The organism is Pseudarthrobacter sp. rb (assembly GCF_056389225.1).
On the sequence record NZ_JBWJAR010000022.1, the window covers coordinates 1 to 21,728 of the forward strand.

The following is a 21,728-nucleotide window of genomic DNA, read 5'->3' on the forward strand; positions in this document are numbered from 1 at the left end:
CGGCGACGATCAGCGCGGACCAGCCCAGGGGCATGATGGCGCCCAGGGCCCACATCAGGGCCAGGGAGAGGAAGAGCAGGACGAAGTGTCCGCCGATCCCGGCGCCGGCGAGCATGCCGGCGCCTTTGCCTGCGCGGGAGGTGGATTGTTTGAGTTCGGCTTTGGCCAGTTCCACTTCCTGGCGCATCAGGGTGGACAGGTCACGGGTTACGTCCCCGAGCAGGTCACCGAGTGAGGCGTTGTCCGCTTTCACATGCGCCGCGCTGGGCGGCGGCTCCGGAATCTGACTACTCATCACAGCCCACCCGTCTGGCCGCCCCGGGTGCGGTCCTGGGTGAGGGGGTCGTTTGCCATGGGATCGTCGGCGAGGGCGCGGTCACGGAGCGGGTCGTCCGAGAGTTGGTTTCCTGACCAGGGCTCTTCCACGAGCTGAGGGCTGTCCAGGCCGCTGGCCGGACCTGCCGCCTCCGGATAGCTGCTGCCCGGTGCGCCCCCGTCGTATCCGGCCGTTGTGGTGGCCGGGGCGGGCAGCTGGACCGGCGGGGGCGGAACCGTCCCGCCCGCAACGGGGTATGACTGGTTGTACTGGTCGCCGTAGGCGGCGCCGGAGTACTGGCCGGACAGGCCCGCTGCACCGGTGCCGGCAGTGGATGTTTCGGGAGGACCTGCGGTGAGGCCGCGGGTGAGGCGTCCGGCGAGGACGCCGGCGCCGGCGGCGAGGAGCAGGAAGGTTCCGGGCCGGTTGCGGGCGAACCGCTGGACCTCGTTCAGGAGGTCACCCGGCTCCCGGTTTTCCAGCCAGGTGGCCATCGAGGAAGTGCGCTCTGCCGCCTGGCGGACCAGGTCGCCGGCCATGCCCTGCTGGTCCGGGGCGCTGGCCATGCTGTGCAGCTGGGTGGAGATGTTGCGGATGCCTTCCGCGGCCTTCTGCTGCTGGGTGCCTGCCTGGCTGGTGAGGCCGGACTTTGCCTGGTGCAGCAGGTCCTGCGCATTGGCCTTCGCCTCATGCGCCACGTTCGCGGCTTCTTCCTTCGCCGTCTGGGCCACATTCTGCGCCGACCCCGCTGCGGTACGGGCAACATCGGCTGCTTCTTCCTTGGCTGCATCCTTGCGGGACGTGCCATAGGAGTCACCAGCCTGGCTGCCGCCGCCAAGGGGAGCGGCGGTTGACGGGAAGGTGGCGGGCTCCCGCTCGCCAGGGATTCCTGTATTGGCCGGCGGAGCCGTGTAGGCGGGATCCTCGGGCCATTGGTTCTCTGTCATCTTCGCTCTCTTTCCAAGAAGGCCGGTTGTTGATCAAGAACCAGCAATACTGGCCGTAAAATGATAAGCATGATTACTAATGAAAGGTAAGTACCCTTGCTAAGCGAGTTATAACCGTTCCAAAAATGTCAGCCGGAATGGCGAGGGCCTGCCCGGTCACAACGAAGTGGAAAGTGGTGGGAAACGTGGATACAGCTCCATGGGTATGGGTGGTAGTTGCCGTTGTTGTGGTGGTACTGATCGTGCTGCTGCTCCTTGCCGGAGGAAGGCGCCGGAAAGCCATGCAGGAGAAGCGGGACCAGGAGCACCGGGAGAAGGCCGCCGAGATCCGGCGTGAAGCCGAGAATATGGAAATTGATGCCCGCGAGCGGGAGGCCAAGGCCATCCGGGCGCGAGCCGACGCCGAGCAGGCGCAGGTTGACGCTGCCCGGCTGCGCCAGGAAGCAGAAAAGCGCAGCCAGGAAGCCCAGTCCCTGCGGGGGGACGTTGCCAGCCGCGCGCGGAAGGCGGACGAACTCGATCCCGACGTGGGAACCGATGGCAGGCGGCAGGAACGCCCCGTAGTGCACGACGCGCGGGACGAGCGCCGCGACGGGTACGACGCCGGGCAGGAACGCCCCGTAGTGCACGATGCCCGGGACGAGCGCCGCGACGGGTACGACGCCCAGCGCATTCAGGACGGCGAGGTCAGCCGTGATGGAAGGGGCCCGGCCCACGCAGGTCCAGCCCGGGACATGGGCGCGGGCATGGGCAGGGATGCAGGGTATGCCGGCGGTGGACACGCGGACACCGGCCACGGCGGCCACTACGACACTCCTGACGCCGGCGGCGGCCTTGCCGGGCCCCATGACGCTCCTGCCGCCAATTCCGGAACCGGAATCCCTGAGGCAGGGCGGAGGCGCCAGGCCGGCGCCAGCGATACTGCCGCCGGGCATGGCCTGCGGGACGGGCGCGGCGAAGACGAGCCGCGAACCGGAATCTGAACGCACGGGCATCTGAAAATGCCGGACGCCGCCCCTTCTGGCGGCGGCGTCCAGCGCTTCCCCTAGTGGCGGCGCGGCTTCAGGACGGGGGAAGGACTGGCTCCTTCCCCCGTTCCCATGCCGGCAAGCACTTCCTTGACGGCATCGATCGATGACACTTTGGGTTCCCAAGCCAAAATGCGTTCCGCGCGGCTGGTGTCCATGATGGGGGCGCCGGCTGCCATCTCCACCCATCCCGAATCGGTGGGCTGCACCCGCGCGCGCCACGTCAGGTCCACGACTGCGTGGAGCAGTCGCATGGGGATGGGGAGGATTCTCCTGGCACCGAGGATGCGTCCCAGTTCCTGCGGCGTGAGGACCGGCTCGGCGGCGATGTTGAAGGCTCCACTGGCACGCTGGTCCACCACCCGCCAATAGGCTTCCGCGACATCGTCCGCATGGACTGCCTGGAAGACCAGGTTGTCCGGGGCCGGCAGTATCGGCAGCCATGGTTGGGGCGGTACCAGGCGGGACAGGACACGGCCCACGAAGTACCTGCCGATTTCAGCCCCTGCTTGTTTTTGGAAGATGAGCGCCGGCCGCAGCCGTGCGACGGCGATGCCCGGGTTTTCGGCCATGAAGCCGTCCAGGAGCTTTTCCTGCTCGGCCTTGTGCCGGCTGTAGTGCGAACCGGCCATTCCTTCTGCCGGCCATGACTCGTCCCTGCGCTGGTCCTTGCCGGACTTGCTGTAGGCGCCCACTGAAGAGGCGCAAACAACCTGTTTGACTCCCGCTTGGGCGGCGGCCTCCAGGACGTTCCCTGTTCCCGTGACGTTGGTCCGGTGCAGCAGGTCCAGATCGCGGTTCGGCTGGATCTGCCACGCCAGGTGGACCACTGCGTCAACTCCGGCGAGCGCTTCTTTCAGCAGTGGCTTGTCCCGCTCCAGGCCCACATCCAGGGTGTGCCACTGCATGCCGGCGTAGGGTTCCCGGGACGTATCGGGAAGCCTGCGGCTGATTCCCACCAGCTCCAGGCTTCCGGGCTTTCTCTTGAGCTGGCCCTGCAGATTGCGCAGCAGTGCTGTTCCCGCATTTCCGCTGGCTCCGGTGATGGCAATGCGCATGACGAGACTCCTTGGCGGGTTGGTCCGGTTGCCGTTTACATTCCGAGCTTATAGCGGAGAAGGATTGTTTTATAAGCAAGCTTATGATTTCCTACTTCTAAGTCTTGCCGCAGGCTTTCGGAACCAGACCGAGGGAAACCACACTCATGCCCGAATCCTTTGCCGCACTAGCCGTGGACGCTGCGCCCGTCCACCATCCACAGCCGGTATCCGTATCCCCGCAAACCCCTCCCGCCGCCTCAGGGCGGCTCCGGGAGACGTTCGAAAACGACCTGGTCCTAAGGTACCTGGACCTCGCAGAAGCTCTCGCTGCGCGCTTTGAAGCCCGTGGCAGGGAGAGGGCTGACCTGAACCAGGTGGCCTATTTGGGCCTGGTGAAGGCAGCGCGTGGTTTCGACCAGGCCAAAGGGGAGAGTTTCCCCGCCTACGCCGCGCCCACCATCACCGGCGAACTCAAGAGGTACCTTCGGGACCGGACGTGGGTTGTCCGTCCGCCGCGCCATATCCAGGACCTGAGGACCCGTCTGTTCCGGGCGGAGCCGGAGTTGACCCAGTCGCTGGGCCGCAACCCCAGCGTTGAGGAACTGGCCGGCGAGCTCGGCAGTGACCCGGCAGAGGTTCAGGAAGCCATCTCGGCGTCCAGCAGCATGCACCCGGATTCCCTCGACGCCGTGAACCCAAACTCGGATGCACCTTCCATTGGCGAGGTGCTGGCGTGCCCGGACACTCCGCTGGAACGGCTTGAAGAACTTGCCTGCCTCCGGGAGGCAATGCAGGACCTGGATGATTCCGACCGCGAGCTTCTGTACCGGCGCTACTTCTGCGAGGAAACCCAGGTGCAGTTGGGAAAGCGGTTGGGAATGTCCCAGATGCAGGTCTCCCGCCGCCTGGCCAAAGTGCTGGTGGAGCTGCAGCGCAGGCTGGAGGAAAGCGCGCAGTTCGGGAGCCCGGATGGAGAAGCCGGCAACGGAACGCCAGGACGCGCTGTGCGGCCAGGCCACGCGGCCGGCCCCGTCGCACCGTTCCACCGGACCGGTAGGGCTGGGCATCCCGGCACTGCCGGCGCTCGGATGGACCGGCGCCACGGCGGTACCGGGACCAGGTAGCAGTCCTGCTGCCCGGCACCGCATCGACCCATATCTTGCCTGTTCAACCGGGTCTTTGTGCGCCGCTGCCGCAAACGGAAAGCCCGCGGCCTTGTTTAGGAGCAACAGCAGGAGGGAACAGGTTGGTTATGGGAAGCTCTGAAATGTCCAAGCTCCGGGCTGTCCTGTTCGACCGGGACGGGACCCTGGTGATCGATGTGCCCTACAACGGGGACCCCGGCAAGGTAAGGCCCGTGGCAGGCGCCAAAGCAGTGCTTGACGGCCTGCGGGCGGATGGAATTGCCACCGGCGTGATCAGCAATCAATCGGGTATTGCCCGCGGCTTGATTACGGCCGACGACGTGGAAAAGGTCAATGCCCGGGTGGAAGAACTCCTGGGCCCGTTTGATGTGTGGGAGGTCTGCCCCCACGCGGAGCAGGACGGCTGCTCCTGCCGCAAGCCCGCTCCCGGCATGGTCCACAGTGCCTGCCGCAAGCTGGGAATCCACGAATCGGAGGCCGCCCTCATCGGGGACATCGGTGCCGACGTCGGCGCCGCAGAGGCTGCCGGCGCCACCGGGGTCCTCGTCCCCACGCCCGTGACCCGTGCCGAGGAGGTGGCCGCGGCGCGGCTGGTCGCCTCCGATTTGGCGTCCGCCGTAAGCCTGCTGCAGGAGACACCCTGATGGGGCGCGTCCTGGTGGCCCGGCTGGACAGCATGGGCGATGTCCTTCTGGCCGGCCCCGCGGTCCGCGCGGTGGCCAACGGCCGCGCCCAGCGCGGCGGCAGTACCAACCATGTGGTGATGCTGTGCGGCCGGCAGGGTGAAGCGGCCGCTGCCATGCTTCCCGGCGTCGCCGAGGTCTACAGCTGGGACAGCCCCTGGATCATGAATCCGGCACCCCGGATGACCGGCCCGCACGCGGACCGGCTGATCGAATACGTCCGCAATTCCCGCATCACCGAAGCCGTTATCCTCACCTCCTTCCACCAATCCCCCCTGCCGCTGGCACTGTTGCTGCGCCTGGCCGGCGTGGAGCGCATCACCGGCGCCTCCACCGATTACGCTGGCTCGCTGCTTGACGTGCGCCTGAAACCGGGGGAGGACTTTCCCGAAGACCAGCCCGAAGCGGAACGGGCGCTGGGCATCGCCGAGGCCGCAGGCTTCCGGCTCCCTCCGGGCGATGACGGAAAGCTGCGCGTTAACTCCGTGGCCGAAGTGGCAGCCCTTGTGGGGACCGAGCCCTACGTCGTGGTCCACCCCGGAGCAGCAGTTCCCGCCAGGGCGTGGCCTCCTCTGCACCATGCGGCCGCCGTCGAACTCCTCCAGGGTGCAGGGTACCGGGTGGTGGTGACCGGCGGTCCCGGCGAGACGTCGCTGACGGCCACGGTGGCGGGCCCCTCCGCCCTGGACCTCGGCGGACGAACCGACCTTGCCACCATGGCAGGCGTCATGGCCGGCGCCGATGCCGTCATCAGTGGCAACACCGGCCCGGCCCACCTGGCAGCCGCGGTGGGAACACCCGTGGCATGCCTGTTTTCGCCCGTGGTCCCGGCCATCCGCTGGGCGCCCTACGGCGTGCCCCTGGAACTCCTCGGGGACCAGAACGCACCCTGCCGCATGTCCCGCGCCCGGGTATGCCCGGTTCCCGGCCATCCGTGCCTCGACTCGGTCTCACCCGAGGAAGTCGTAGCGGCCGTGGAACGCCTGATCAGCGGAGTGAGCTCCTTCAGCACCCACGTCAGCACCCGTAGAAAGGCCCGCAACAGATGAGAATCCTGCTCTGGCATGTCCACGGTTCCTGGACGGACGCTTTTGTCCGCGGCCGTCACGAATACCTGCTTCCCGTCCTGCCCGAAGGCGGGGCCTGGGGACTGGGCCGCGCCGGCAGGGACTGGCCGGAATCAGTGCGGGAGGTGGACCTGGCGGCCCTCGACGGCGACGACGTGGACGCCGTCGTCCTCCAACGGCCCGAAGAAATCGACGAAGTGGCGCGGTCCCTGGGCCGGATCCCCGGCGTCGACCTGCCGGCCGTGTTCGTGGAACACAACACGCCCAAAGGCAACTTCCCGAACATCAGCCATCCGCTCGCGGACCAGACCGTGATCCCGGTTGTCCACGTGACCCATTTCAACCGGCTGGCCTGGGACAACGGTTCTGCCCCCACCACGGTCATCGAGCACGGAATCCCGGACCCGGGACAGCTGTACACGGGCGAGCTCCCCGAGCTGGGCGTCGTGGTCAATGAGCCCGTGCGGCGTGGCCGGGTCACAGGGACGGACCTCCTGCCCGCCTTCGCCTCCGTGGCGCCCCTGCAGGTGTTCGGCATGAAGACCGACGGGCTCGCGGCAGCCACCGGAATCGGGGAGGCGCGGCTGACGTCCCGCGGCGACCTCAAAACGCGGGACCTGCACCGGGAGCTTGCGCGCTGCCGGGTCTACGTCCACCCGATGCGCTGGACCTCGCTGGGGCTGTCCCTGCTGGAAGCCATGCACCTGGGAATGCCCGTGGTGGTGCTTGCCGCCACCGAAGCCCCCAGGGCCGTGCCGCAGGAAGCCGGCGTGGTCTCGGCAGATATGGATGAGCTGCTCCGTTGCGCGGAGCGCCTGGTTGCCAATCCGGAGGAAGCCCGACGGCGGGGACTCGCCGCCCGGGAGGCGGCGCTGGAGCGTTATGGCCTGGGCAAGTTCCAGGACCGCTGGGATGGGCTCCTGACGGACCTGCGCAGCCGGCCCCGGCACTCCGTCAACGAGCGGCCGGACGAGCGGATCCTTGTTCCGGCGCGGGAGAGGAAGACCCCATGAAAATCGCGATGATCTCCGAACACGCCAGTCCCTTGGCGGCACTTGGCGGGGTGGACGCCGGCGGCCAGAACGTTCACGTTGCCGCGCTGTCCGAGGCCCTTGCCAAGCGGGGCCACCACGTCACCGTCTATACCCGCAGGGATGCAACGGAGCTCCCCGAACGCGTCCAGGTGGGGCGCGGCCTCGAGGTGGTCCACGTGGACGCCGGGCCCGCCCGCCACGTGCCCAAGGACGACTTGCTGCCCTACATGGGGGAACTCGCGGACGGGGTGGCCAGGGACTGGGGGCAGCGGCCGCCGGACGTGGTTCACGGCCACTTCTGGATGTCCGGCCTGGCGGCACTGGACGCTGCGAGGCGGCCCGAAACCGGGTACCGCGTCCCCATGCTCCAGACCTTCCACGCCTTGGGTACCGTCAAACGGAGGCACCAGGGCGCCGAGGACACCAGCCCGGAGGAACGCCGCTGGCTGGAACCGGGAGTGGGACGTTCTGCGGACCGGATCATCGCCACCTGTTCCGACGAAGTCTTCGAGCTCAAGGCCATGGGCATCGCCACCGGAAAGATCTCGATCGCGCCCTGCGGCGTGGACCTGAACTTCTTTTCGCCGGAGGGGCCGGTGGCCGCAAGGAAGCGCCGCTACCGCATCCTGTCGGTAGGGCGGCTGGTGCCGCGCAAGGGCGTCGACCTGGTGATCCGCTCGCTCCCGTACCTCAAAGCGGCGGGATTCGAGGACGTCGAACTCCTGATCGTGGGCGGTGGCGGTGACTCGAACGTCATGCACAAAGACCCGGAAATCCGCCGCCTGCTTGACCTTGCCGCCGAGCTTGGTGTGTCCGGACACGTGACGCTGCAGGGACAGGTGTCGCGGGCTGAAATGCCGGGCATCTTCCGCAGCGCCGACGCCGTGGTCTGTGCGCCCTGGTACGAGCCCTTCGGCATCGTGCCGCTGGAGGCCATGGCGTGCGGCGTTCCGGTGGTGGCTGCGGCAGTGGGCGGCCTGCGGGACACCGTGGTGGACCACGCCACCGGCCTGCACGTGCCACCCCGGGATCCCGAAGCCATTGCATCGGCCCTGTCGCTGCTCCTGGAAAACCCCGCCCTCAGGGCAAAGCTCGGCCAGGCCGGAGAGCGGCGTGCCCGCACCCGCTACTCCTGGGACCGGGTGGCCGCGGAAACGGAAAAGGCCTACCAGCTTGCCGTGGCCGGGGCGCCGGCCAGCGCTTCAGCCGGAATCGTACCGATGGAAGGAGCCGCACTGTGACCGCCGAATCGTCCCTGCGTGAATCAACCCTGCGCGAACCAAACCTGCGTGAAGCAGACTTGCGCACCCTGACCGCAGCCCCGGCACTGCCGGCGGTGCTCCCCGGCGCCACGTTCGTTGATCCCGCCAGTGCCGACGCGGTCCGCCTGCACCTGGACAACGTGCTTCCGGCCCTGGACTCGCTGCGCAGCCAGTCCGGCCGGCTCGCCGCCTGGGGCGTGGAGCTGGCACAGCGGCTGCTGCGGGGCCAGCGGCTCCTGGCTGCCGGCAACGGCGGATCTGCCGCCGAGGCGCAGCACCTGACCGCGGAACTGGTGGGCCGGTTCGACAGCGAACGCGTCCCCTTCTCCGCCATCTCCCTGCACGCCGAGTCGTCAGCCGTGACGGCCATCGCCAATGACTACGGCTACGACGACGTCTTTGCCCGGCAGGTGCGTGCGCACGGCCGCTCCGGCGACGTGCTGATACTGCTGTCCACCAGTGGGAAGAGCCCCAACCTGCTGCGGGCCGCGGACGTTGCCGCCCGGCTCAATATGACCACCTGGGCGCTGACCGGCGCCGGTCCCAACCCGTTGGCGGATGCCTGCGATGAGGCAGTCATGATTGACGCCCTGAACGCCAATGCCCAGGAAGGGCACCTGATCGCCCTGCATGCCATCTGCCGCGCCTTCGACCTCGAGGTTGCCCGGCACACGCCGCCCCCCTTCCCCGGGATGGCGAACGGGGGCCGGCCATGAGGATCGTCGTCGTGGGTGACGTCATGCTCGACGTCGACCTCACCGGTGAAGCCACCAGGCTGAGCCCGGACGCCCCCGTCCCCGTCGTGGACATTTCCGGCGTCCGCCGCCGTGCCGGCGGCGCAGGCCTGGTGGCGCGCATGCTGGCCCAGGACGGCTGGCCCGTCACCCTGGTGACAGTGCTGGGGGATGACGACGCCGGCAGCCAGTTGCGCACGCACCTCGCCGGAGTGCAGCTCGTGGCGGGGACCAGCGGCTACCCGTCGCCGGTCAAGACCCGCGTGCGGGCAGGCTCCCATCCGGTGGTCCGCTTTGACCAGGGCTGCGAACGCACTCCAATCCCGGACGTCACCCCGGCCATGCTGCGCGCAGTGGAAAAAGCCGGTGTGGTCATTGTGGCCGACTATGGCAGGGGACTGGCAGCCAACCCGCAGCTGCGCGGGCTGCTGGGCCGCCTGGCCGGTTCAGTGCCCATCGTGTGGGACCCGCACCCCTCAGGCCCGGAGCCGGTGCCGGGGGTTGCCGTGGTGACACCGAACATTTCCGAAGCGACCAAGGCGGTCCAGGCCGCCGGGAACGTCCCCACCTCTGTGGACGGTGTTGCGCAGGTCCTGCTGGAGCGGTGGCGCAGCCAGGCCGTCCTGGTGACCAAAGGCGAGGAAGGGGCGGTCCTGCTGCAGCAGGGGGATGCTTCTTCCCGCGCCGTTCCCGCCCCAAAGGTGGAAGCCGGGGACCCCTGCGGAGCCGGCGACCGCCTGGCGGCCGGCCTGGCAGTGCACCTCCTGGCCGGCCGCGGGCTTCCCGAAGCTGCGGCCCTCGCCGTCCACGACGCCGCCGATTTCCTGGCGGCCGGAGGCGTGTCGGCGCTGCCGGATACCCAGGGGCAGGATGCGGCCCCGGACCACCACGGGGGTGCACCGGCCCGGGGCCGGCGCACCACCGAACCGCTGCTGCTGGCCCGTTCCGTACGCGAAAGCGGCGGGAAGGTAGTGGCCACCGGCGGCTGCTTCGACCTGATCCACGCCGGCCACATCAGGTCCCTCGCCGCCGCCAGGGAACTGGGGGACTGCCTCATCGTGTGCCTGAACTCGGATGAATCGGTGCGGCGGCTCAAGGGCCCCCAGCGGCCCATCATCGGCCAGCACGACAGGGCCGAACTGCTCCTCGCGATGGAATGCGTGGACGCGGTGATGGTCTTCGATGAGGACACCCCCGAGGCCGCCCTGGACCGGCTCCGCCCCGATATCTGGGTCAAGGGCGGCGATTACAAGGGAGCCCGCCTTCCCGAGGCTGACCTGGTGGAAAGGTGGGGCGGCCGCTGCCTTACCGTTCCCTTCCACCCGGCCCGCTCCACCACAGGCCTGGCGGACGCGCTCGCCAAGGTGAGTTGAACTTCTTCCCACTTGTCTTGTTTTCCCCATTGAAAGGAACACCATGACCGCAGAATCAACTGCAACTGCCGCCACCACGCCCGGACGCGTCCTTGTCACCGGAGGTGCCTCCGGACTGGGGGCCGCCGTCGTCGACGCCGTCCTTCGCTCCGGCGGGACGCCGGTGGTCCTGGACCGCGACATCAGCACCGTCTCCGGGGTGAAGGCGTTCGAAGTGGACGTCGCGGACCGCGCGGCCGTGGAGCACGCCGTCCGGGAAGCCGCCGAAACCCTGGGCGGCCTGGACGCGGTGGTCACTGCTGCCGGGATTGACCGCTGCGGCAAGCTTGCCGACGTCGAAGCCACCGAGTGGGAAAAGGTCATCGGGGTCAACCTGATGGGCACCGTTTCGGTGGTGCGCGCGGCCCTGCCCTACCTCAAGGAAACCCACGGCCGCGTGGTCACCGTGGCGTCCACCCTGGGCAAGCGCGCCGTAGCCGATGCCACCGCGTACTGCGCCTCCAAGTTCGGCGTGGTGGGGTTCAGCCATGCACTGGCCGCGGAAACCGGCGGTGAAATCGGCGTGACCACCATGATTCCGGGCGGCATGAAGACCCGGTTCTTTGATGACCGCACCGAGCAGTACAAGCCGCAGGACGATTCCCGGCTCAACGACCCCGCCAATACGGCGCAGGCCATCCTGTTCGCCTTGAACCAGCCCACCGGCTGCGAGGTCAGGGAAATGCTGATCTGCCATGAGGAAGAGGGCTCCTGGCCCTAAGCCGGGTACCGGCCGCCGCCCTGGCGGCACAGCAGGACCACCAGCACCGACATACCAGCACTGAAAGGCGGGAGGAACACCATGCCCACCACGGCCACTGAAACAACCGCAGGCAACGAAACAGTCGAGGGCGCCGGCATCACTATCCAGGACCCGCGGACCGGTGAAGTGCTCTGGACGGTGCCCCAAGCGGGCCCGGACGCAGTGATTGATGCCGTGGACGTGGCCCGCAGGGCTGCGCCCGGCTGGGCGGCGACAGCTCCGGCCGAGCGCGGTGCCGCGCTCCGCGCCGCCGCCAAGGCGCTGGACGCTGCCGCCCAGGAGCTCGCGGGGCTGAATGCCAGCGAAACCGGGCGCCCGGAGGCGGAGGCGCTCGCGGGCATCGCCGCCGCCGTGTCCACCCTGGAACAATATGCCGAACTGGGCCCGGTGCACCGCGGCCACAGCCTCCGCGGCAGCAGGCTCGCCTCCGACTACACGGTCGCCGAGCCGCGCGGCGTGGCCGTCCTGCTGACTCCGTGGAATGATCCGGTGGCAGTAGCCTGCGGCTTGATCGGGGCCGCGTTGGTGACGGGCAACGCGGTCATCCACAAGCCCAGCGAGCGCTGCCCCCGGCTGGGCGAGGCGCTGGGCGAAGTCCTGGCACCGGCTTTCCCTGCCGGCGTCTTCCTGACCATCTCCGGCGGCGCGGACGTGGGGGCAGCCCTGTCACAGGCGGAGGTGGACGTGATCGCCCACGTGGGTTCCAGCGCCTCCGGTGCCCGGATCGCGGAGGCGGGGGCCCGTACCGGCGCACATGTCATACGGGAAAACGGCGGCAATGATCCCCTGCTGGTGGACCGCGACGTGGACCCGGCGTGGGCTGCGGAGCAGGCAGCGATCGGCGCCTTCAGCAACAGCGGGCAGATCTGCACCGCCGTGGAACGCATCTACGTCCATAAAGACATCGCTGCCGCGTTCTGCAGCGCGCTGGAGGCCGAGGCCGCACTCCGGAACAGCAACGGATCCGTGGCGCCGCTGGTGGACCTCCGGATGCGGGACGCCGTCCACGGGCACGTCGCCGAGGCCCTGGGCCAGGGGGCCCGCGCCGTGGAGGGCGGGGCCCTGCCGGACGGGCCCGGCTCGTTCTACCCGGCCACCGTGCTCCTTGGCTGCACCGAAGGGATGCAGGTCATGACTGAGGAAACCTTCGGACCGGTGGCTCCGGTCCAGGTGGTGGACACGTTCGACGACGGCCTGCGCCTGGCGTGCAGCGGCAAGTATGGCCTGGCCGCCACCGTCCTGAGCAGCAACATTGCGCACATCCAGCAGGCGGTGGCGGCGCTGCCGGTGGGAACGGTCAAGGTCAACGCGGTCTTTGGCGGCGCTCCGGGCGGGGCAGCCCAGCCCCGCGGGGAGAGCGGCGCCGGGTTCGGCTACGGGCCCGAGCTGCTGGACGAGTTCTCGCAGGTCAAGGTGGTCCACATCGCCGCGCCACCGGCGCCGGCGGACCCCGGCACGGGATCCGTCATCGATGAACAGGACCTGCCATGAGCACGTCCCCGGACTCCATTGACCTCTCCACCCAGCGGGCATTGTCCGACTGGCTGCCGGGCAGGCTGGCAGCGGAACAGCCATCGATCCTGGTGATCGGCGACGTCATGCTCGATGGCTGGTGGAGCGGCAGCATCGAACGGCTGTGCCGCGAAGCCCCCGCACCCGTGGTGGACATCCAAACCCGCGAATCGGTTCCCGGCGGGGCGGCCAACACCGCCATGAACCTGGCGGCCCTGGGGGCGAAGGTGGCGGTGGCCGGCATCATAGGCACGGACGACGCCGGTGAGGACCTGCGCGGGCAGCTTGCCGCGGCGGGCATCGACGTCCAGCACCTGCAGTCCCATCCGGACATGGTTACCACCACCAAGATCCGCATCAGCAGCGGTGGCCAGGTGATGCTGCGCCTCGACGACTCGGCCAAGGCTGTCCCGGCCGACGCCCTGGACGCGCTCGCCGCCTCGGTGCGTGCCGCCGTCGAACACCGGGACGCTGTCCTGGTGTGCGACTACGGGACCGGGGTGGTGGCGGACCCCGTCCGCACGGCCATGGCCGATGTCCTGGGGAGCGGCGCTGCTGGAAAGGACCGGCCGCTGGTGGTGGTCGATGCCCACGACCCCCGGGCATGGGCTGCGCTGCAGCCTGACCTGGTGACTCCGAACGCGCAGGAAACGGCGCGGCTGCTGGACCGGAAGCTCCCGGAGGGACAGGCGCGGGTGGAAGCCGTGGCCGCCGAGGCCGAGGCGCTGCTCCAGGGCACCGGCTCACGCGCCGTAGTGGTCACTTTGGACCGGGACGGAACCGTCCTGCTGACTCCCGACGGCGTCCGGCACCGGACGTGGGCGCGGCCGGCTGCGGAGAAACAGGCATCCGGGGCGGGCGATACGTTTGTCGCTGCCCTGACGCTGGCCCGCGCGGCCGGCCTGCCGCTGACCGCGAGCCTGGACCTGGCCCAGTCGGCTGCCGACGTGGTGGTCCACCAGCCCGGCACTTCAGTGTGCAGCACCGCCCAGCTCAGCCGGTACCTGGAAGCCTTCGCCGATACTGCCCTGAGTGCGGACGAACTGGAGCGGCAGATGGAGCTCCACCGCGCCCAGGGCCAGCGGATCGTGCTGACCAACGGGTGCTTCGACGTCCTGCACAGCGGCCATACCCGGTACCTCAACCAGGCCAAGCAGCTGGGCGACATCCTGGTGGTGGCGCTGAACAGCGACGATTCCGTTCGCCGGCTCAAGGGGGACGGCCGGCCCATCAACAACATGGCAGACCGGGCAGCGGTGGTGGCGGCGTTGAGCTGCGTGGACTACGTCACGGTGTTCGATACCCCCACGGCGGCGCCGTTGATCCGCAGGCTCCGGCCCGAGGTGTACGCCAAGGGCGGGGACTACACCCCCGAAATGCTGGCGGAAACCCCCGCGGTGGAGGAGTACGGCGGCCGCGTGGCCATCCTGGACTACGTGGCGGAACGGTCCACCACCGCCGTGGTGAACAGGATCCGGGACGGCCAGGGGGCAGCCAGCCCTGCCACATAGGGCCCGCCAACCAGGGCCCGTCAACCAGGGCCTGTCACATAGGGTTGAAGCATGACTGAAGCGGAGCACGGGTAATGGGCAAACGCGGAAAGTCAGGAGGCAGGGCCGGCCGCCCGGCAGCCGGCGTGGTCGAGGTGCCCAGGGGATCCGTGGTGAACGGACCGGTGGAGGGCGTCTACTACATCGATACCGGCGACTGCGAGCTGATTGCCGACCAGGACAACTCCACCGGCTGGCTCCTGAAGATCAACGGCGTCATGAGCTCGCACATCGACCTCGCGGACCCCCTGTTCCTGGACTTCGAGTACATGCGGTGGATGGCGGCGCTCATCGAGTCCCGCTGGCCGCCGTCGGCCGCGCATAAACTGCGCGGGCTGCACCTGGGCGGCGGCGCCTGCTCCATGGCCCGCTACTTCTCCGCCGCCTACCCGGACGCACGCCAGGTGGTGGTGGAGCTGGACGGGAAGCTCGCCGAGTACGTGCGCGGCTGGTTCGACCTTCCCAAGGCGCCCCTGCTGCGGATCCGTGTGGGGGAGGCCCGCGCCGTTACGGAAACCCTCACCGCCCAGACCCGGGACTTCATCATCCGCGACGTCTTTGCCGGCGCGTTTACCCCCCGCCCGCTGACCACCGCCGAATTCACCGCGCATGTCAAGCGGGTCCTGGCCCCCGGCGGCCTCTATGTCGCCAATTCCGGGGACGCACCGGACCTGAAAAACGCCCGGGAGGACGCCGCCACCATCGCGGCGGCCTTCAAGCACACCGTGATCATTGCCGATCCCGCCATGCTGAAGGGCCGGCGGTACGGAAACATGGTGATGGCCGGAAGCGACGTGCCCTTCGGCGATGATCCGCAGCTGCGCCGCCGGCTCCTCGGCGGGGCCGTCCCGGCACACCTGTGGGATGACGCGCAGGTGCGGGCATTCGCGGCCGGAGCGCCGGTCCGCCACGATTCACCCCCATCGATTGCTGAGTAATCGTCGTTTTCAGCGGTCAAAACGGCATTTACTCAGCAATCGACGGGCTAACCCTTGCCCAAAAGCGCGCCGCGGTGCTCGGCCATCCGTTCCCGGAGTGCCTGCACGACGGCGGCCACCGCGGGACGGCGCAGTGAGTCGGGGCGCAGGACCATCCAGTAGGGGAGCAGTTCGCCGATCTTGTCAGGCAGCAGGCGGACCAGGTCATCGTGGAGGTCGGCCATGAAGCACGGCAGGAACCCGACGCCCGCGCCGGCCCGGGTGGCCTCCACATGGACGAACACGTTGGTGGAGGTCAGCCCGTCCTTCATGGCGGGAACCAGCCGCCGCGGCGCGTCCAGGTCGTCCACCTGGAGCATCGAGTCCACGAAGTAGACCAGCGGGTGCCCATTCAGTTCTGCCACGGAGGCCGGCATCCCGTGCTCCGCAAGGTAGGCGCGGGAGGCGTACATGCCCAGGCGGTATTCGCCGAGCCGGATGGCCTCCGCGCGGTGCACCTGCGGCTCGCCCACCACCACCTCGATGTCCAACCCGGACCGCTGCTGCAGCGCCCGGCGGGTCATGGTGACTACCTCCACGCTCAGGCCGGGGTGGTTCCGGCGCAGCCGCGCCACCGCCGGAGCGGCAATGTAGGCGCTGAAGCCATCCGTTGCGGTCATGCGCACGACGCCGGCGACCGGGTCGGGCGCCTGGCCGGCCGGTCCCAGCGTGCCCAGCACCGCCTCCACCTGTTCCGCAGCCCGCACGGCCCGCTCGCCCAGCTCCGTCAGCTCCCAGCCACCCGCGGCGCGGGACAGCACCCGGCCGCCCAGCGACTTCTCAAGCGCGGCGATCCTGCGTGAGACCGTGGTGTGGTTCAAGCCCAGGGCCTGGGCCGCCGTCGTGAATCTGGCAGAGCGGGACACTGCCAGAAGGACCAGCAGGTCATCAGGATTCGCATTCATATCTGCAATTGTGCACACGTTGACTGCCTCTTTGGCCATTGAAGTGCATCCTTTGTGCAGCAATACTCATCTGAGTCACTTGTGCTGGAGATCACGGCGCGTGTCAATGTGGACACTAGGAGAAACAATGAGCGTAGAGCAGCGCCCGGCCAACAACGCCGGGCATGCACCCGAAGGATCAGGACTGAAGAGGATTGTTGCCGCCTCCATGGTGGGCACTGTTGTGGAATGGTACGAGTTCTTCCTCTACGCCACCGCTGCCACCCTGGTCTTCGGCAAGTACTTCTTTCCGTCAACGGGCAATGACCTGGACGGAATCATCCAGGCCTTCCTCACCTACGCCGTGGGCTTCATCGCCCGTCCCCTGGGCGGCATCGTGTTCGGCCAGATCGGTGACAAACTGGGCCGCAAGCCCACCCTGCAGCTCACCATCGTGATCATCGGCATCTCCACGTTCCTGATGGGCTGCCTGCCCGGCTTCGCCGACATCGGATACCTGGCCCCCGCGCTGCTGGTGGCCCTGCGCTTCATCCAGGGCTTCGCGCTCGGCGGCGAATGGGGCGGCGCCGTGCTCCTCGTGGCCGAACACAGCCCCAACAAGACCCGCGCCTTCTGGTCCAGCTGGCCCCAGGCCGCCGTCCCGGTGGGCAACCTCCTGGCCACCCTGGTGCTGTACATCATGTCCACCACCCTCAGCAGCGAGGCGTTCCTCGGCTGGGGCTGGCGGGTGGCGTTCTGGCTCTCCGCCGTAATCGTCTTCGTGGGCTACTACATCCGCACCAACGTCAGCGAGTCGCCCATCTTCCTCGAAGCCAAGGAACTGGTGGAGAAGGAACAGGCCGTCAGCTACGGCGTCTTCGAGGTCCTGCGCAAGTACCCCAAAGGCATCTTCCAGGCCATGGGCCTGCGGTTCGCGGAAAACATCATGTACTACCTGGTGGTCAGCTTCGCGATTGTGTACCTCAAGAGCGTGCACAAGTACGACACTTCATCGCTCCTGCTGGCGCTGCTGATCGCCCACGTGATCCACTTCGCCATCATTCCGCAGTACGGCCGCCTGGCGGACCGGATCGGCCGCAAGCCCGTCTACCTCGCGGGCGCCATCCTCGGTGCCACCTGGCCCTTCTTCGCCTTCCCGATGTTCGATACCCGGAACGCAGTGGTCATCGTCCTGGCAGTGACCATCGGCCTGTGCCTGCACGGCCTGATGTACGCGGGACAGCCGGCCATCATGGCCGAGATGTTCCCCACCCGCATGCGGTACTCGGGCGCATCCCTCGGCTCGCAGGTCACGTCCATCTTCGCCGGGTCCCTGGCTCCGTTGCTGGCCACCCAGTGGCTGAAGGACACCGGTTCGTGGGTGCCCACCGCCATTTACCTGGTAGTGGCCTGTGCCATCACCACCGTGGCCGTGCTAAGCCTGATGGAAACCAAGGGCGTCGCCCTGGAGGATGTGGACAAGGAAGACGCAGCCCGCGAAGGCCTGCTGACCGCTGCACGGCGTTGAGCTGGCTGCCACTGGACTGATGGAGCCACTGGACCGTTTGGCCGCACAAGAGCGTTTGGCTGCACAAAAGGAGAACTGCAATGGATAACACGTTGAACGGACGCAAGGCGCTGGTCACCGGCGGCGCGAGCGGAATCGGCGCCGCGACCGTACGGGCACTTGCCGCGCGGGGTGCGAAAGTGGTGGTGGCCGACGTCGATTCCTCCGCCGCGGAGAGCCTTGCCGCAGAGGTGGGCGGCACGGCCTGGGCCGTGGACCTGCTGGACGTCGACGCCCTGGCCGGGCTGAGCCTGGACTGCGACATCCTGGTGAACAATGCAGGAATCCAGCGCATCAGCCCCATCGAGGAGTTCGATCCTGCGGACTTCCGCCGGCTCATCAGCCTGATGCTGGAGGCGCCGTTCCTGCTCATCCGGGCCGCCCTGCCGCACATGTACGCCAACAAGTTCGGCCGCATCATCAACCTGTCCTCCGTGCACGGCCTCCGCGCATCTCCCTTCAAAAGCGCGTATGTCTCCGCCAAGCACGGTCTCGAAGGACTCAGCAAGGTGACCGCACTTGAAGGCGGCCCGCACGGTGTCACGTCGAACTGCGTCAACCCCGGATACGTGCGCACGCCCCTGGTGGAGAAGCAGCTCGCGGACCAGGCCAAGATGCACGGAATCCCGGAGTCCGAGGTCCTGGCCAAGGTGATGCTGACGGAAGCCGCCATCAAGCGCCTGGTGGAACCGGACGAGGTAGCCTCCCTGGTGGCCTGGCTGGCCTCCCCGGATGCCGGCATGGTCACCGGTGCCAGCTACACCATGGACGGCGGCTGGTCCGCCCGCTAGGACATCAGTCCAGGGGTCTGACCAGCCGGTGGTCGAAAAAGAAGACGCCGTACGGGGTCTTCACTCCCACTGACCGCCGGTCCTGCCACACGACGACCCCTTCGCGCCTGCCGCTGAAGGGGTCGTCGCCTATGACCGTGTCCCCTACCCGGTAAGGGCAGCGGGGGCTGAAGGCAGTCAGCGTCCGGCCCCACGCCCCTGAAAGGGCAGCCCCGAGACTGACGGGCCGGCCCATGCCGGCAAGATCCTGTACGTAGTCCTTGGCCATGCGACCAACTCCTCCGGGCGGCGGCCCGCCGCCTGCTAACGGTGCTGGTTGGCGGAACGCTCCCAGCAGAGGATGGTCCTCCCATTCCGGCCGCCACCGTACGCCCACGCTATGCGCTATTCACACCAGCCACACCAGTAACAGGTACTCGAGTTTGGGTGCCGGTACTACTTGGCCTTTCCGGTCCCGTTGATGATCTCGTCGGCGTTGTCGAACGCCCAGGCCACCAGCGGCACCAGCAGCGCGCTCAACTCGTAGCCCCGCTCGGTAAGGCTGTAGTCCACCCGTGGAGGGATGACCGGCTGCGCGTTCCTGCTGACCAAACCGTCGCGTTCCAGCGTCCTCAGCGTCTGTGCCAGCATTTTCTCGCTGATGCCCTCAGCCCGCCGTCGTAAGTCACTCCACCGCTGCTCACCCTCGGACAGGGCCACCAGGATCAGGACGCCCCATTTGCTGGTGACGTGGTCCAGCACGGTCCGGCTGGGGCAGCCGGCCGCGAACACGCCGTCGGCAAATGCGGGAGGCAGGGGAGCTGCTTTCATGGCCCCAGCTTACCTGGAGGTCAGTACCTTACTTCAAAGTGCGTACTCTCTTTCGGGAAGTTATCTGCCGCCGGGCCGGTTGTGCCCACTGACAGAGTAAAAGTTCCCGAAAGGAATCATTGTGAGCATCGTTGTTACAGGCGCCACCGGACAGCTTGGCCGCCACGTTCTTGAAGCCCTCCTGGAACGCGGCGTGCCGGCCGAAGATATCGTCGCGGCCGGCCGGTCCGTTGAAAAGCTCGCTGACTTCGCCGGGCGCGGGGTCCAGGTGAAGGCGATGGATTACGCCGACGCCGGTTCAGTTGCTGCTGCCCTGAAGGGTGCCAAGCGCGTGCTGCTGATCTCCGGCAGCGAAGTGGGACAGCGGGTTGAGCAGCACCGCACCGTCATCGAAGCCGCCAGGGCCGAGGGCGTGGAGCTGCTTGCCTATACCAGCATCGCCAACGCTGACACCACCGCCATGTTGCTGGCCGACGAGCACAAGGCCACCGAAGCCCTGCTGCGTGAATCGGGTGTCCCCTTCGTGCTGCTGCGCAACGGCTGGTACCTGGAAAACTACACCGAACAGCTTCCCGGGACCCTCGCGCAGGGAGCCGTCGCAGGAAGCGCCGGTGACGGCAAGGTCAGCGGTGCCTCACGGGCCGACTACGCCCACGCAGCCGCCGCGGTCCTGGTGGCCGACGACCAGGCCGGCAAAGTCTACGAACTGGGCGGCGACGACGCGTTCAGCATGGCCGACCTCGCATCGGAGATCAGCGCTGCCACCGGAAAGTCCATCAGCTACAACAACCTGCCCGCGGGGGAGTACGCAGGCCTGCTCGCATCCGTGGGCGTGCCGGAGGCTTTCGCTGAAATCCTTGCGGACTCCGACCTTGGCATTGCGCGCGGCGATCTCCTGGTCAGCACCGGCGACCTCCGCCGGCTGATCGGGCGCCCGACGACGTCCCTTGGCCAGGCGGTCAGGGCCGCCGCTGCTGCCGCTTAGGACGGCGGAACGCCAAAGGTGCCCGGCCCCATGAGGGGCCGGGCACCTTTTTTGTTGTGCTTGCCGGGGCGCGGCGTTATTCGCTGGTTAGGCGCCGCCCGCGGTCAGGACATAGCGTGGCATCACTTCACGAGGTCGTTGGTGTACGTATCGGCCAGCTTGATCTCCTTGTTTCCGACGTCCGGGTTGGCTACCTGCTGGGTCTTCAGGACTGCCTGGACGCCGTCGTCGGTGAATGTGCCGTCCTTGCTCAGGGTCTTCTTGAGGTCCTCGATCACCTTGGCATAGAGGTCCTTGTCTCCGCCGGCGAAGCTTTCCGGCATCTTGGCCGCGATTTCGGCGCCCGAATGCCCGTTGATGTACTCCAGGGTCCGCTTGATGGCCTTGGCCAGCTTGGCGGCGGTGTCCTTGTTCTGGTTCAGCCACTCGGTCTTGGCGTAAAGGCAGGCGGAAGGCCAGGAATCGGTGGCGAATACTTCCTTCAGGCCCTCCGACGTGCGGACGTCCTCCAGCACTACGGGATTGTGGCCGATGCGCTTGGTGAGTACTGACACGTCCGGTTCGAGCATCACGGCTGCATCCACCTGGCCCTGCTCGACAGCGGCGACGGCGGAAGACCCGGCGCCGATGGCGGACACGGCTGCATCAGTCTGTTGCATGTTGTTCTTCGCCAGCAGGAACTTCACGAACATGTCCGTGGAGGAGCCCGGAGCCGTGACGCCGACGTTTTTGCCCTTTAGGTCGGCAATGGATTTGATCTGGCCTTCATTCTTCGGGGCCACCAGCAGCGCAAGGCCCGAGGACTGGCCCATGTCCACGAACGCCTTGATCTGCTGGTTCTTGGCCTGCATCTGGATGGTGTGCTCGTAATACCCGCTGGTTACGTTGGTGCTGCCGCCAATCATGGCGGTCAGGGCCTTGGAGCCGCCTTGGAGGTCCTGAAGCTCAACGTCCACGCCCTCATCCTTGTAGTACCCAAGTTGCTGGGCCAGGGTGGTCGGCAGGTAGGTCAGGAGGGTCTGTCCGCCGACGCCGATGACCACCTTGCCGCCCCCGCCGCCGGCAGCGGCGGATCCGCTTTGTCCGGGAGGGGCGGCCGCGGGGGCGCCACAGGCGGAGAGCGCCAGGGCAACCGACGCAATCAGGGCCAGTGGCCGGAGGAGGACCCGGCCACGGCGCCGGGTTGCTTTCTGTGTCATGAGTGTCCCTTTCAGGCGGGTT

General features: G+C 67.9%; 22 protein-coding genes. 15 read left to right on the forward strand and 7 right to left on the reverse strand.

From position 1 onward, the window contains the following. Positions 1 to 295 (reverse strand): phage holin family protein (locus ACWRN3_RS20260; protein ID WP_476741339.1); only part of this gene is annotated, 295 nt, incomplete at its 3' end. Beyond that, the gene (locus ACWRN3_RS20265; protein ID WP_476741702.1) at positions 295 to 1,263 is read right to left on the reverse strand and encodes a hypothetical protein; all 969 of its coding nucleotides are present in this window, start codon (positions 1,261 to 1,263) and stop codon (positions 295 to 297) included. The genes ACWRN3_RS20260 and ACWRN3_RS20265, both read right to left, overlap by 1 nt. Before the next feature lie 185 nt (positions 1,264 to 1,448). On the opposite strand from ACWRN3_RS20265, the gene ccmD reads away from it, so the two are divergent. Next, positions 1,449 to 2,246 (forward strand): heme exporter protein CcmD, encoded by a 798-nt coding sequence (gene ccmD, locus ACWRN3_RS20270; protein WP_476741703.1) that lies wholly within the window; start codon positions 1,449 to 1,451, stop codon positions 2,244 to 2,246. 62 nt (positions 2,247 to 2,308) lie between these two features. On the opposite strand, the gene ACWRN3_RS20275 is transcribed toward ccmD, so the two are convergent. After that, positions 2,309 to 3,349: an NAD-dependent epimerase/dehydratase family protein gene (locus tag ACWRN3_RS20275; protein ID WP_476741704.1), complete on the reverse strand. Its 1,041-nt coding sequence runs from the start codon at positions 3,347 to 3,349 to the stop codon at positions 2,309 to 2,311. Positions 3,350 to 3,495: 146 nt separating this feature from the next. On the opposite strand from ACWRN3_RS20275, the gene ACWRN3_RS20280 reads away from it, so the two are divergent. From ACWRN3_RS20280 to ACWRN3_RS20330, 11 genes are all read left to right on the forward strand, one after another. Next, positions 3,496 to 4,455 carry a sigma-70 family RNA polymerase sigma factor gene (locus ACWRN3_RS20280; protein ID WP_476741705.1) on the forward strand — a complete coding sequence of 320 codons (960 nt, stop codon included), beginning with the start codon at positions 3,496 to 3,498 and terminating at the stop codon, positions 4,453 to 4,455. A gap of 128 nt (positions 4,456 to 4,583) precedes the next feature. Then, complete coding sequence (locus ACWRN3_RS20285) at positions 4,584 to 5,120, forward strand: D-glycero-alpha-D-manno-heptose-1,7-bisphosphate 7-phosphatase (protein ID WP_255174230.1); 537 nt, start codon at positions 4,584 to 4,586, stop codon at positions 5,118 to 5,120. Further along, positions 5,120 to 6,208 (forward strand): glycosyltransferase family 9 protein, encoded by a 1,089-nt coding sequence (locus ACWRN3_RS20290; protein WP_476741706.1) that lies wholly within the window; start codon positions 5,120 to 5,122, stop codon positions 6,206 to 6,208. The genes ACWRN3_RS20285 and ACWRN3_RS20290 overlap by 1 nt, the downstream gene beginning before the upstream one ends. Beyond that, entirely contained in the window at positions 6,205 to 7,239 is a 1,035-nt protein-coding gene (locus ACWRN3_RS20295) for a glycosyltransferase (protein WP_476741707.1), read from the forward strand. The genes ACWRN3_RS20290 and ACWRN3_RS20295 overlap by 4 nt, the downstream gene beginning before the upstream one ends. Then, positions 7,236 to 8,501 carry a glycosyltransferase gene (locus ACWRN3_RS20300; RefSeq protein WP_476741708.1) on the forward strand — a complete coding sequence of 422 codons (1,266 nt, stop codon included), beginning with the start codon at positions 7,236 to 7,238 and terminating at the stop codon, positions 8,499 to 8,501. The genes ACWRN3_RS20295 and ACWRN3_RS20300 overlap by 4 nt, the downstream gene beginning before the upstream one ends. Before the next feature lie 86 nt (positions 8,502 to 8,587). After that, positions 8,588 to 9,238: a D-sedoheptulose-7-phosphate isomerase gene (locus ACWRN3_RS20305; protein WP_420716264.1), complete on the forward strand. Its 651-nt coding sequence runs from the start codon at positions 8,588 to 8,590 to the stop codon at positions 9,236 to 9,238. Next, positions 9,235 to 10,629, forward strand: a complete 1,395-nt coding sequence (locus ACWRN3_RS20310) for a PfkB family carbohydrate kinase (RefSeq protein WP_476741709.1) — start codon at positions 9,235 to 9,237, stop codon at positions 10,627 to 10,629. Before ACWRN3_RS20305 ends, ACWRN3_RS20310 begins: the two co-directional genes overlap by 4 nt. Positions 10,630 to 10,672: 43 nt before the next feature. Next, complete coding sequence (locus ACWRN3_RS20315; RefSeq protein WP_324643955.1) at positions 10,673 to 11,389, forward strand: SDR family oxidoreductase; 717 nt, start codon at positions 10,673 to 10,675, stop codon at positions 11,387 to 11,389. 81 nt (positions 11,390 to 11,470) lie between these two features. Next, the gene (locus tag ACWRN3_RS20320; RefSeq protein ID WP_476741710.1) at positions 11,471 to 12,922 is read left to right on the forward strand and encodes an aldehyde dehydrogenase family protein; all 1,452 of its coding nucleotides are present in this window, start codon (positions 11,471 to 11,473) and stop codon (positions 12,920 to 12,922) included. Continuing rightward, positions 12,919 to 14,454: a D-glycero-beta-D-manno-heptose 1-phosphate adenylyltransferase gene (gene rfaE2, locus ACWRN3_RS20325; RefSeq protein ID WP_476741711.1), complete on the forward strand. Its 1,536-nt coding sequence runs from the start codon at positions 12,919 to 12,921 to the stop codon at positions 14,452 to 14,454. The genes ACWRN3_RS20320 and rfaE2 overlap by 4 nt, the downstream gene beginning before the upstream one ends. A gap of 74 nt (positions 14,455 to 14,528) precedes the next feature. Further along, on the forward strand, positions 14,529 to 15,431 hold the full coding sequence (locus ACWRN3_RS20330) for a spermidine synthase (protein ID WP_476741712.1): 903 nt from the start codon (positions 14,529 to 14,531) through the stop codon (positions 15,429 to 15,431). A gap of 47 nt (positions 15,432 to 15,478) precedes the next feature. Here ACWRN3_RS20330 and ACWRN3_RS20335 read toward each other — a convergent pair whose 3' ends face one another. Next, on the reverse strand, positions 15,479 to 16,375 hold the full coding sequence (locus tag ACWRN3_RS20335; RefSeq protein WP_476741713.1) for a LysR family transcriptional regulator: 897 nt from the start codon (positions 16,373 to 16,375) through the stop codon (positions 15,479 to 15,481). A 127-nt stretch (positions 16,376 to 16,502) separates the two neighbouring features. Between ACWRN3_RS20335 and ACWRN3_RS20340 the strand changes: the two genes are divergently transcribed. Together ACWRN3_RS20340 and ACWRN3_RS20345 are read left to right on the forward strand one after the other, a co-directional pair. Continuing rightward, the gene (locus ACWRN3_RS20340; RefSeq protein WP_476741714.1) at positions 16,503 to 17,882 is read left to right on the forward strand and encodes an MFS transporter; all 1,380 of its coding nucleotides are present in this window, start codon (positions 16,503 to 16,505) and stop codon (positions 17,880 to 17,882) included. Positions 17,883 to 17,962: 80 nt separating this feature from the next. Next, complete coding sequence (locus ACWRN3_RS20345; RefSeq protein WP_324643961.1) at positions 17,963 to 18,712, forward strand: 3-hydroxybutyrate dehydrogenase; 750 nt, start codon at positions 17,963 to 17,965, stop codon at positions 18,710 to 18,712. 4 nt (positions 18,713 to 18,716) lie between these two features. Here ACWRN3_RS20345 and ACWRN3_RS20350 read toward each other — a convergent pair whose 3' ends face one another. Then, the gene (locus ACWRN3_RS20350; RefSeq protein WP_476741715.1) at positions 18,717 to 18,980 is read right to left on the reverse strand and encodes a hypothetical protein; all 264 of its coding nucleotides are present in this window, start codon (positions 18,978 to 18,980) and stop codon (positions 18,717 to 18,719) included. 167 nt (positions 18,981 to 19,147) lie between these two features. Further along, the gene (locus ACWRN3_RS20355) at positions 19,148 to 19,522 is read right to left on the reverse strand and encodes a winged helix-turn-helix transcriptional regulator (RefSeq protein WP_255174243.1); all 375 of its coding nucleotides are present in this window, start codon (positions 19,520 to 19,522) and stop codon (positions 19,148 to 19,150) included. 121 nt (positions 19,523 to 19,643) lie between these two features. On the opposite strand from ACWRN3_RS20355, the gene ACWRN3_RS20360 reads away from it, so the two are divergent. Beyond that, positions 19,644 to 20,507, forward strand: a complete 864-nt coding sequence (locus ACWRN3_RS20360; protein ID WP_476741716.1) for an SDR family oxidoreductase — start codon at positions 19,644 to 19,646, stop codon at positions 20,505 to 20,507. 122 nt (positions 20,508 to 20,629) lie between these two features. Here the strand turns inward: ACWRN3_RS20360 and ACWRN3_RS20365 are convergent, their stop codons facing one another. After that, positions 20,630 to 21,706: an ABC transporter substrate-binding protein gene (locus tag ACWRN3_RS20365; protein ID WP_255174245.1), complete on the reverse strand. Its 1,077-nt coding sequence runs from the start codon at positions 21,704 to 21,706 to the stop codon at positions 20,630 to 20,632. Between the last annotated feature and the right edge of the window lie 22 nt (positions 21,707 to 21,728).

Excerpts from the sequence above, each read along its gene's own strand:
- ACWRN3_RS20265 (WP_476741702.1), bottom strand. The coding sequence starts at position 1,263 with ATGACAGAGAACCAATGGCCCGAGGATCCCGCCTACACGGCTCCGCCG.
- ACWRN3_RS20275 (WP_476741704.1), bottom strand. The coding sequence starts at position 3,349 with ATGCGCATTGCCATCACCGGAGCCAGCGGAAATGCGGGAACAGCACTG.
- ACWRN3_RS20280 (WP_476741705.1), top strand. The coding sequence starts at position 3,496 with ATGCCCGAATCCTTTGCCGCACTAGCCGTGGACGCTGCGCCCGTCCAC.
- ACWRN3_RS20285 (WP_255174230.1), top strand. The coding sequence starts at position 4,584 with ATGGGAAGCTCTGAAATGTCCAAGCTCCGGGCTGTCCTGTTCGACCGG.
- ACWRN3_RS20290 (WP_476741706.1), top strand. The coding sequence starts at position 5,120 with ATGGGGCGCGTCCTGGTGGCCCGGCTGGACAGCATGGGCGATGTCCTT.
- ACWRN3_RS20295 (WP_476741707.1), top strand. The coding sequence starts at position 6,205 with ATGAGAATCCTGCTCTGGCATGTCCACGGTTCCTGGACGGACGCTTTT.
- ACWRN3_RS20300 (WP_476741708.1), top strand. The coding sequence starts at position 7,236 with ATGAAAATCGCGATGATCTCCGAACACGCCAGTCCCTTGGCGGCACTT.
- ACWRN3_RS20310 (WP_476741709.1), top strand. The coding sequence starts at position 9,235 with ATGAGGATCGTCGTCGTGGGTGACGTCATGCTCGACGTCGACCTCACC.
- ACWRN3_RS20315 (WP_324643955.1), top strand. The coding sequence starts at position 10,673 with ATGACCGCAGAATCAACTGCAACTGCCGCCACCACGCCCGGACGCGTC.
- ACWRN3_RS20320 (WP_476741710.1), top strand. The coding sequence starts at position 11,471 with ATGCCCACCACGGCCACTGAAACAACCGCAGGCAACGAAACAGTCGAG.
- rfaE2 (WP_476741711.1), top strand. The coding sequence starts at position 12,919 with ATGAGCACGTCCCCGGACTCCATTGACCTCTCCACCCAGCGGGCATTG.
- ACWRN3_RS20330 (WP_476741712.1), top strand. The coding sequence starts at position 14,529 with ATGGGCAAACGCGGAAAGTCAGGAGGCAGGGCCGGCCGCCCGGCAGCC.
- ACWRN3_RS20335 (WP_476741713.1), bottom strand. The coding sequence starts at position 16,375 with ATGAATGCGAATCCTGATGACCTGCTGGTCCTTCTGGCAGTGTCCCGC.
- ACWRN3_RS20340 (WP_476741714.1), top strand. The coding sequence starts at position 16,503 with ATGAGCGTAGAGCAGCGCCCGGCCAACAACGCCGGGCATGCACCCGAA.
- ACWRN3_RS20345 (WP_324643961.1), top strand. The coding sequence starts at position 17,963 with ATGGATAACACGTTGAACGGACGCAAGGCGCTGGTCACCGGCGGCGCG.
- ACWRN3_RS20350 (WP_476741715.1), bottom strand. The coding sequence starts at position 18,980 with ATGGCCAAGGACTACGTACAGGATCTTGCCGGCATGGGCCGGCCCGTC.
- ACWRN3_RS20355 (WP_255174243.1), bottom strand. The coding sequence starts at position 19,522 with ATGAAAGCAGCTCCCCTGCCTCCCGCATTTGCCGACGGCGTGTTCGCG.
- ACWRN3_RS20365 (WP_255174245.1), bottom strand. The coding sequence starts at position 21,706 with ATGACACAGAAAGCAACCCGGCGCCGTGGCCGGGTCCTCCTCCGGCCA.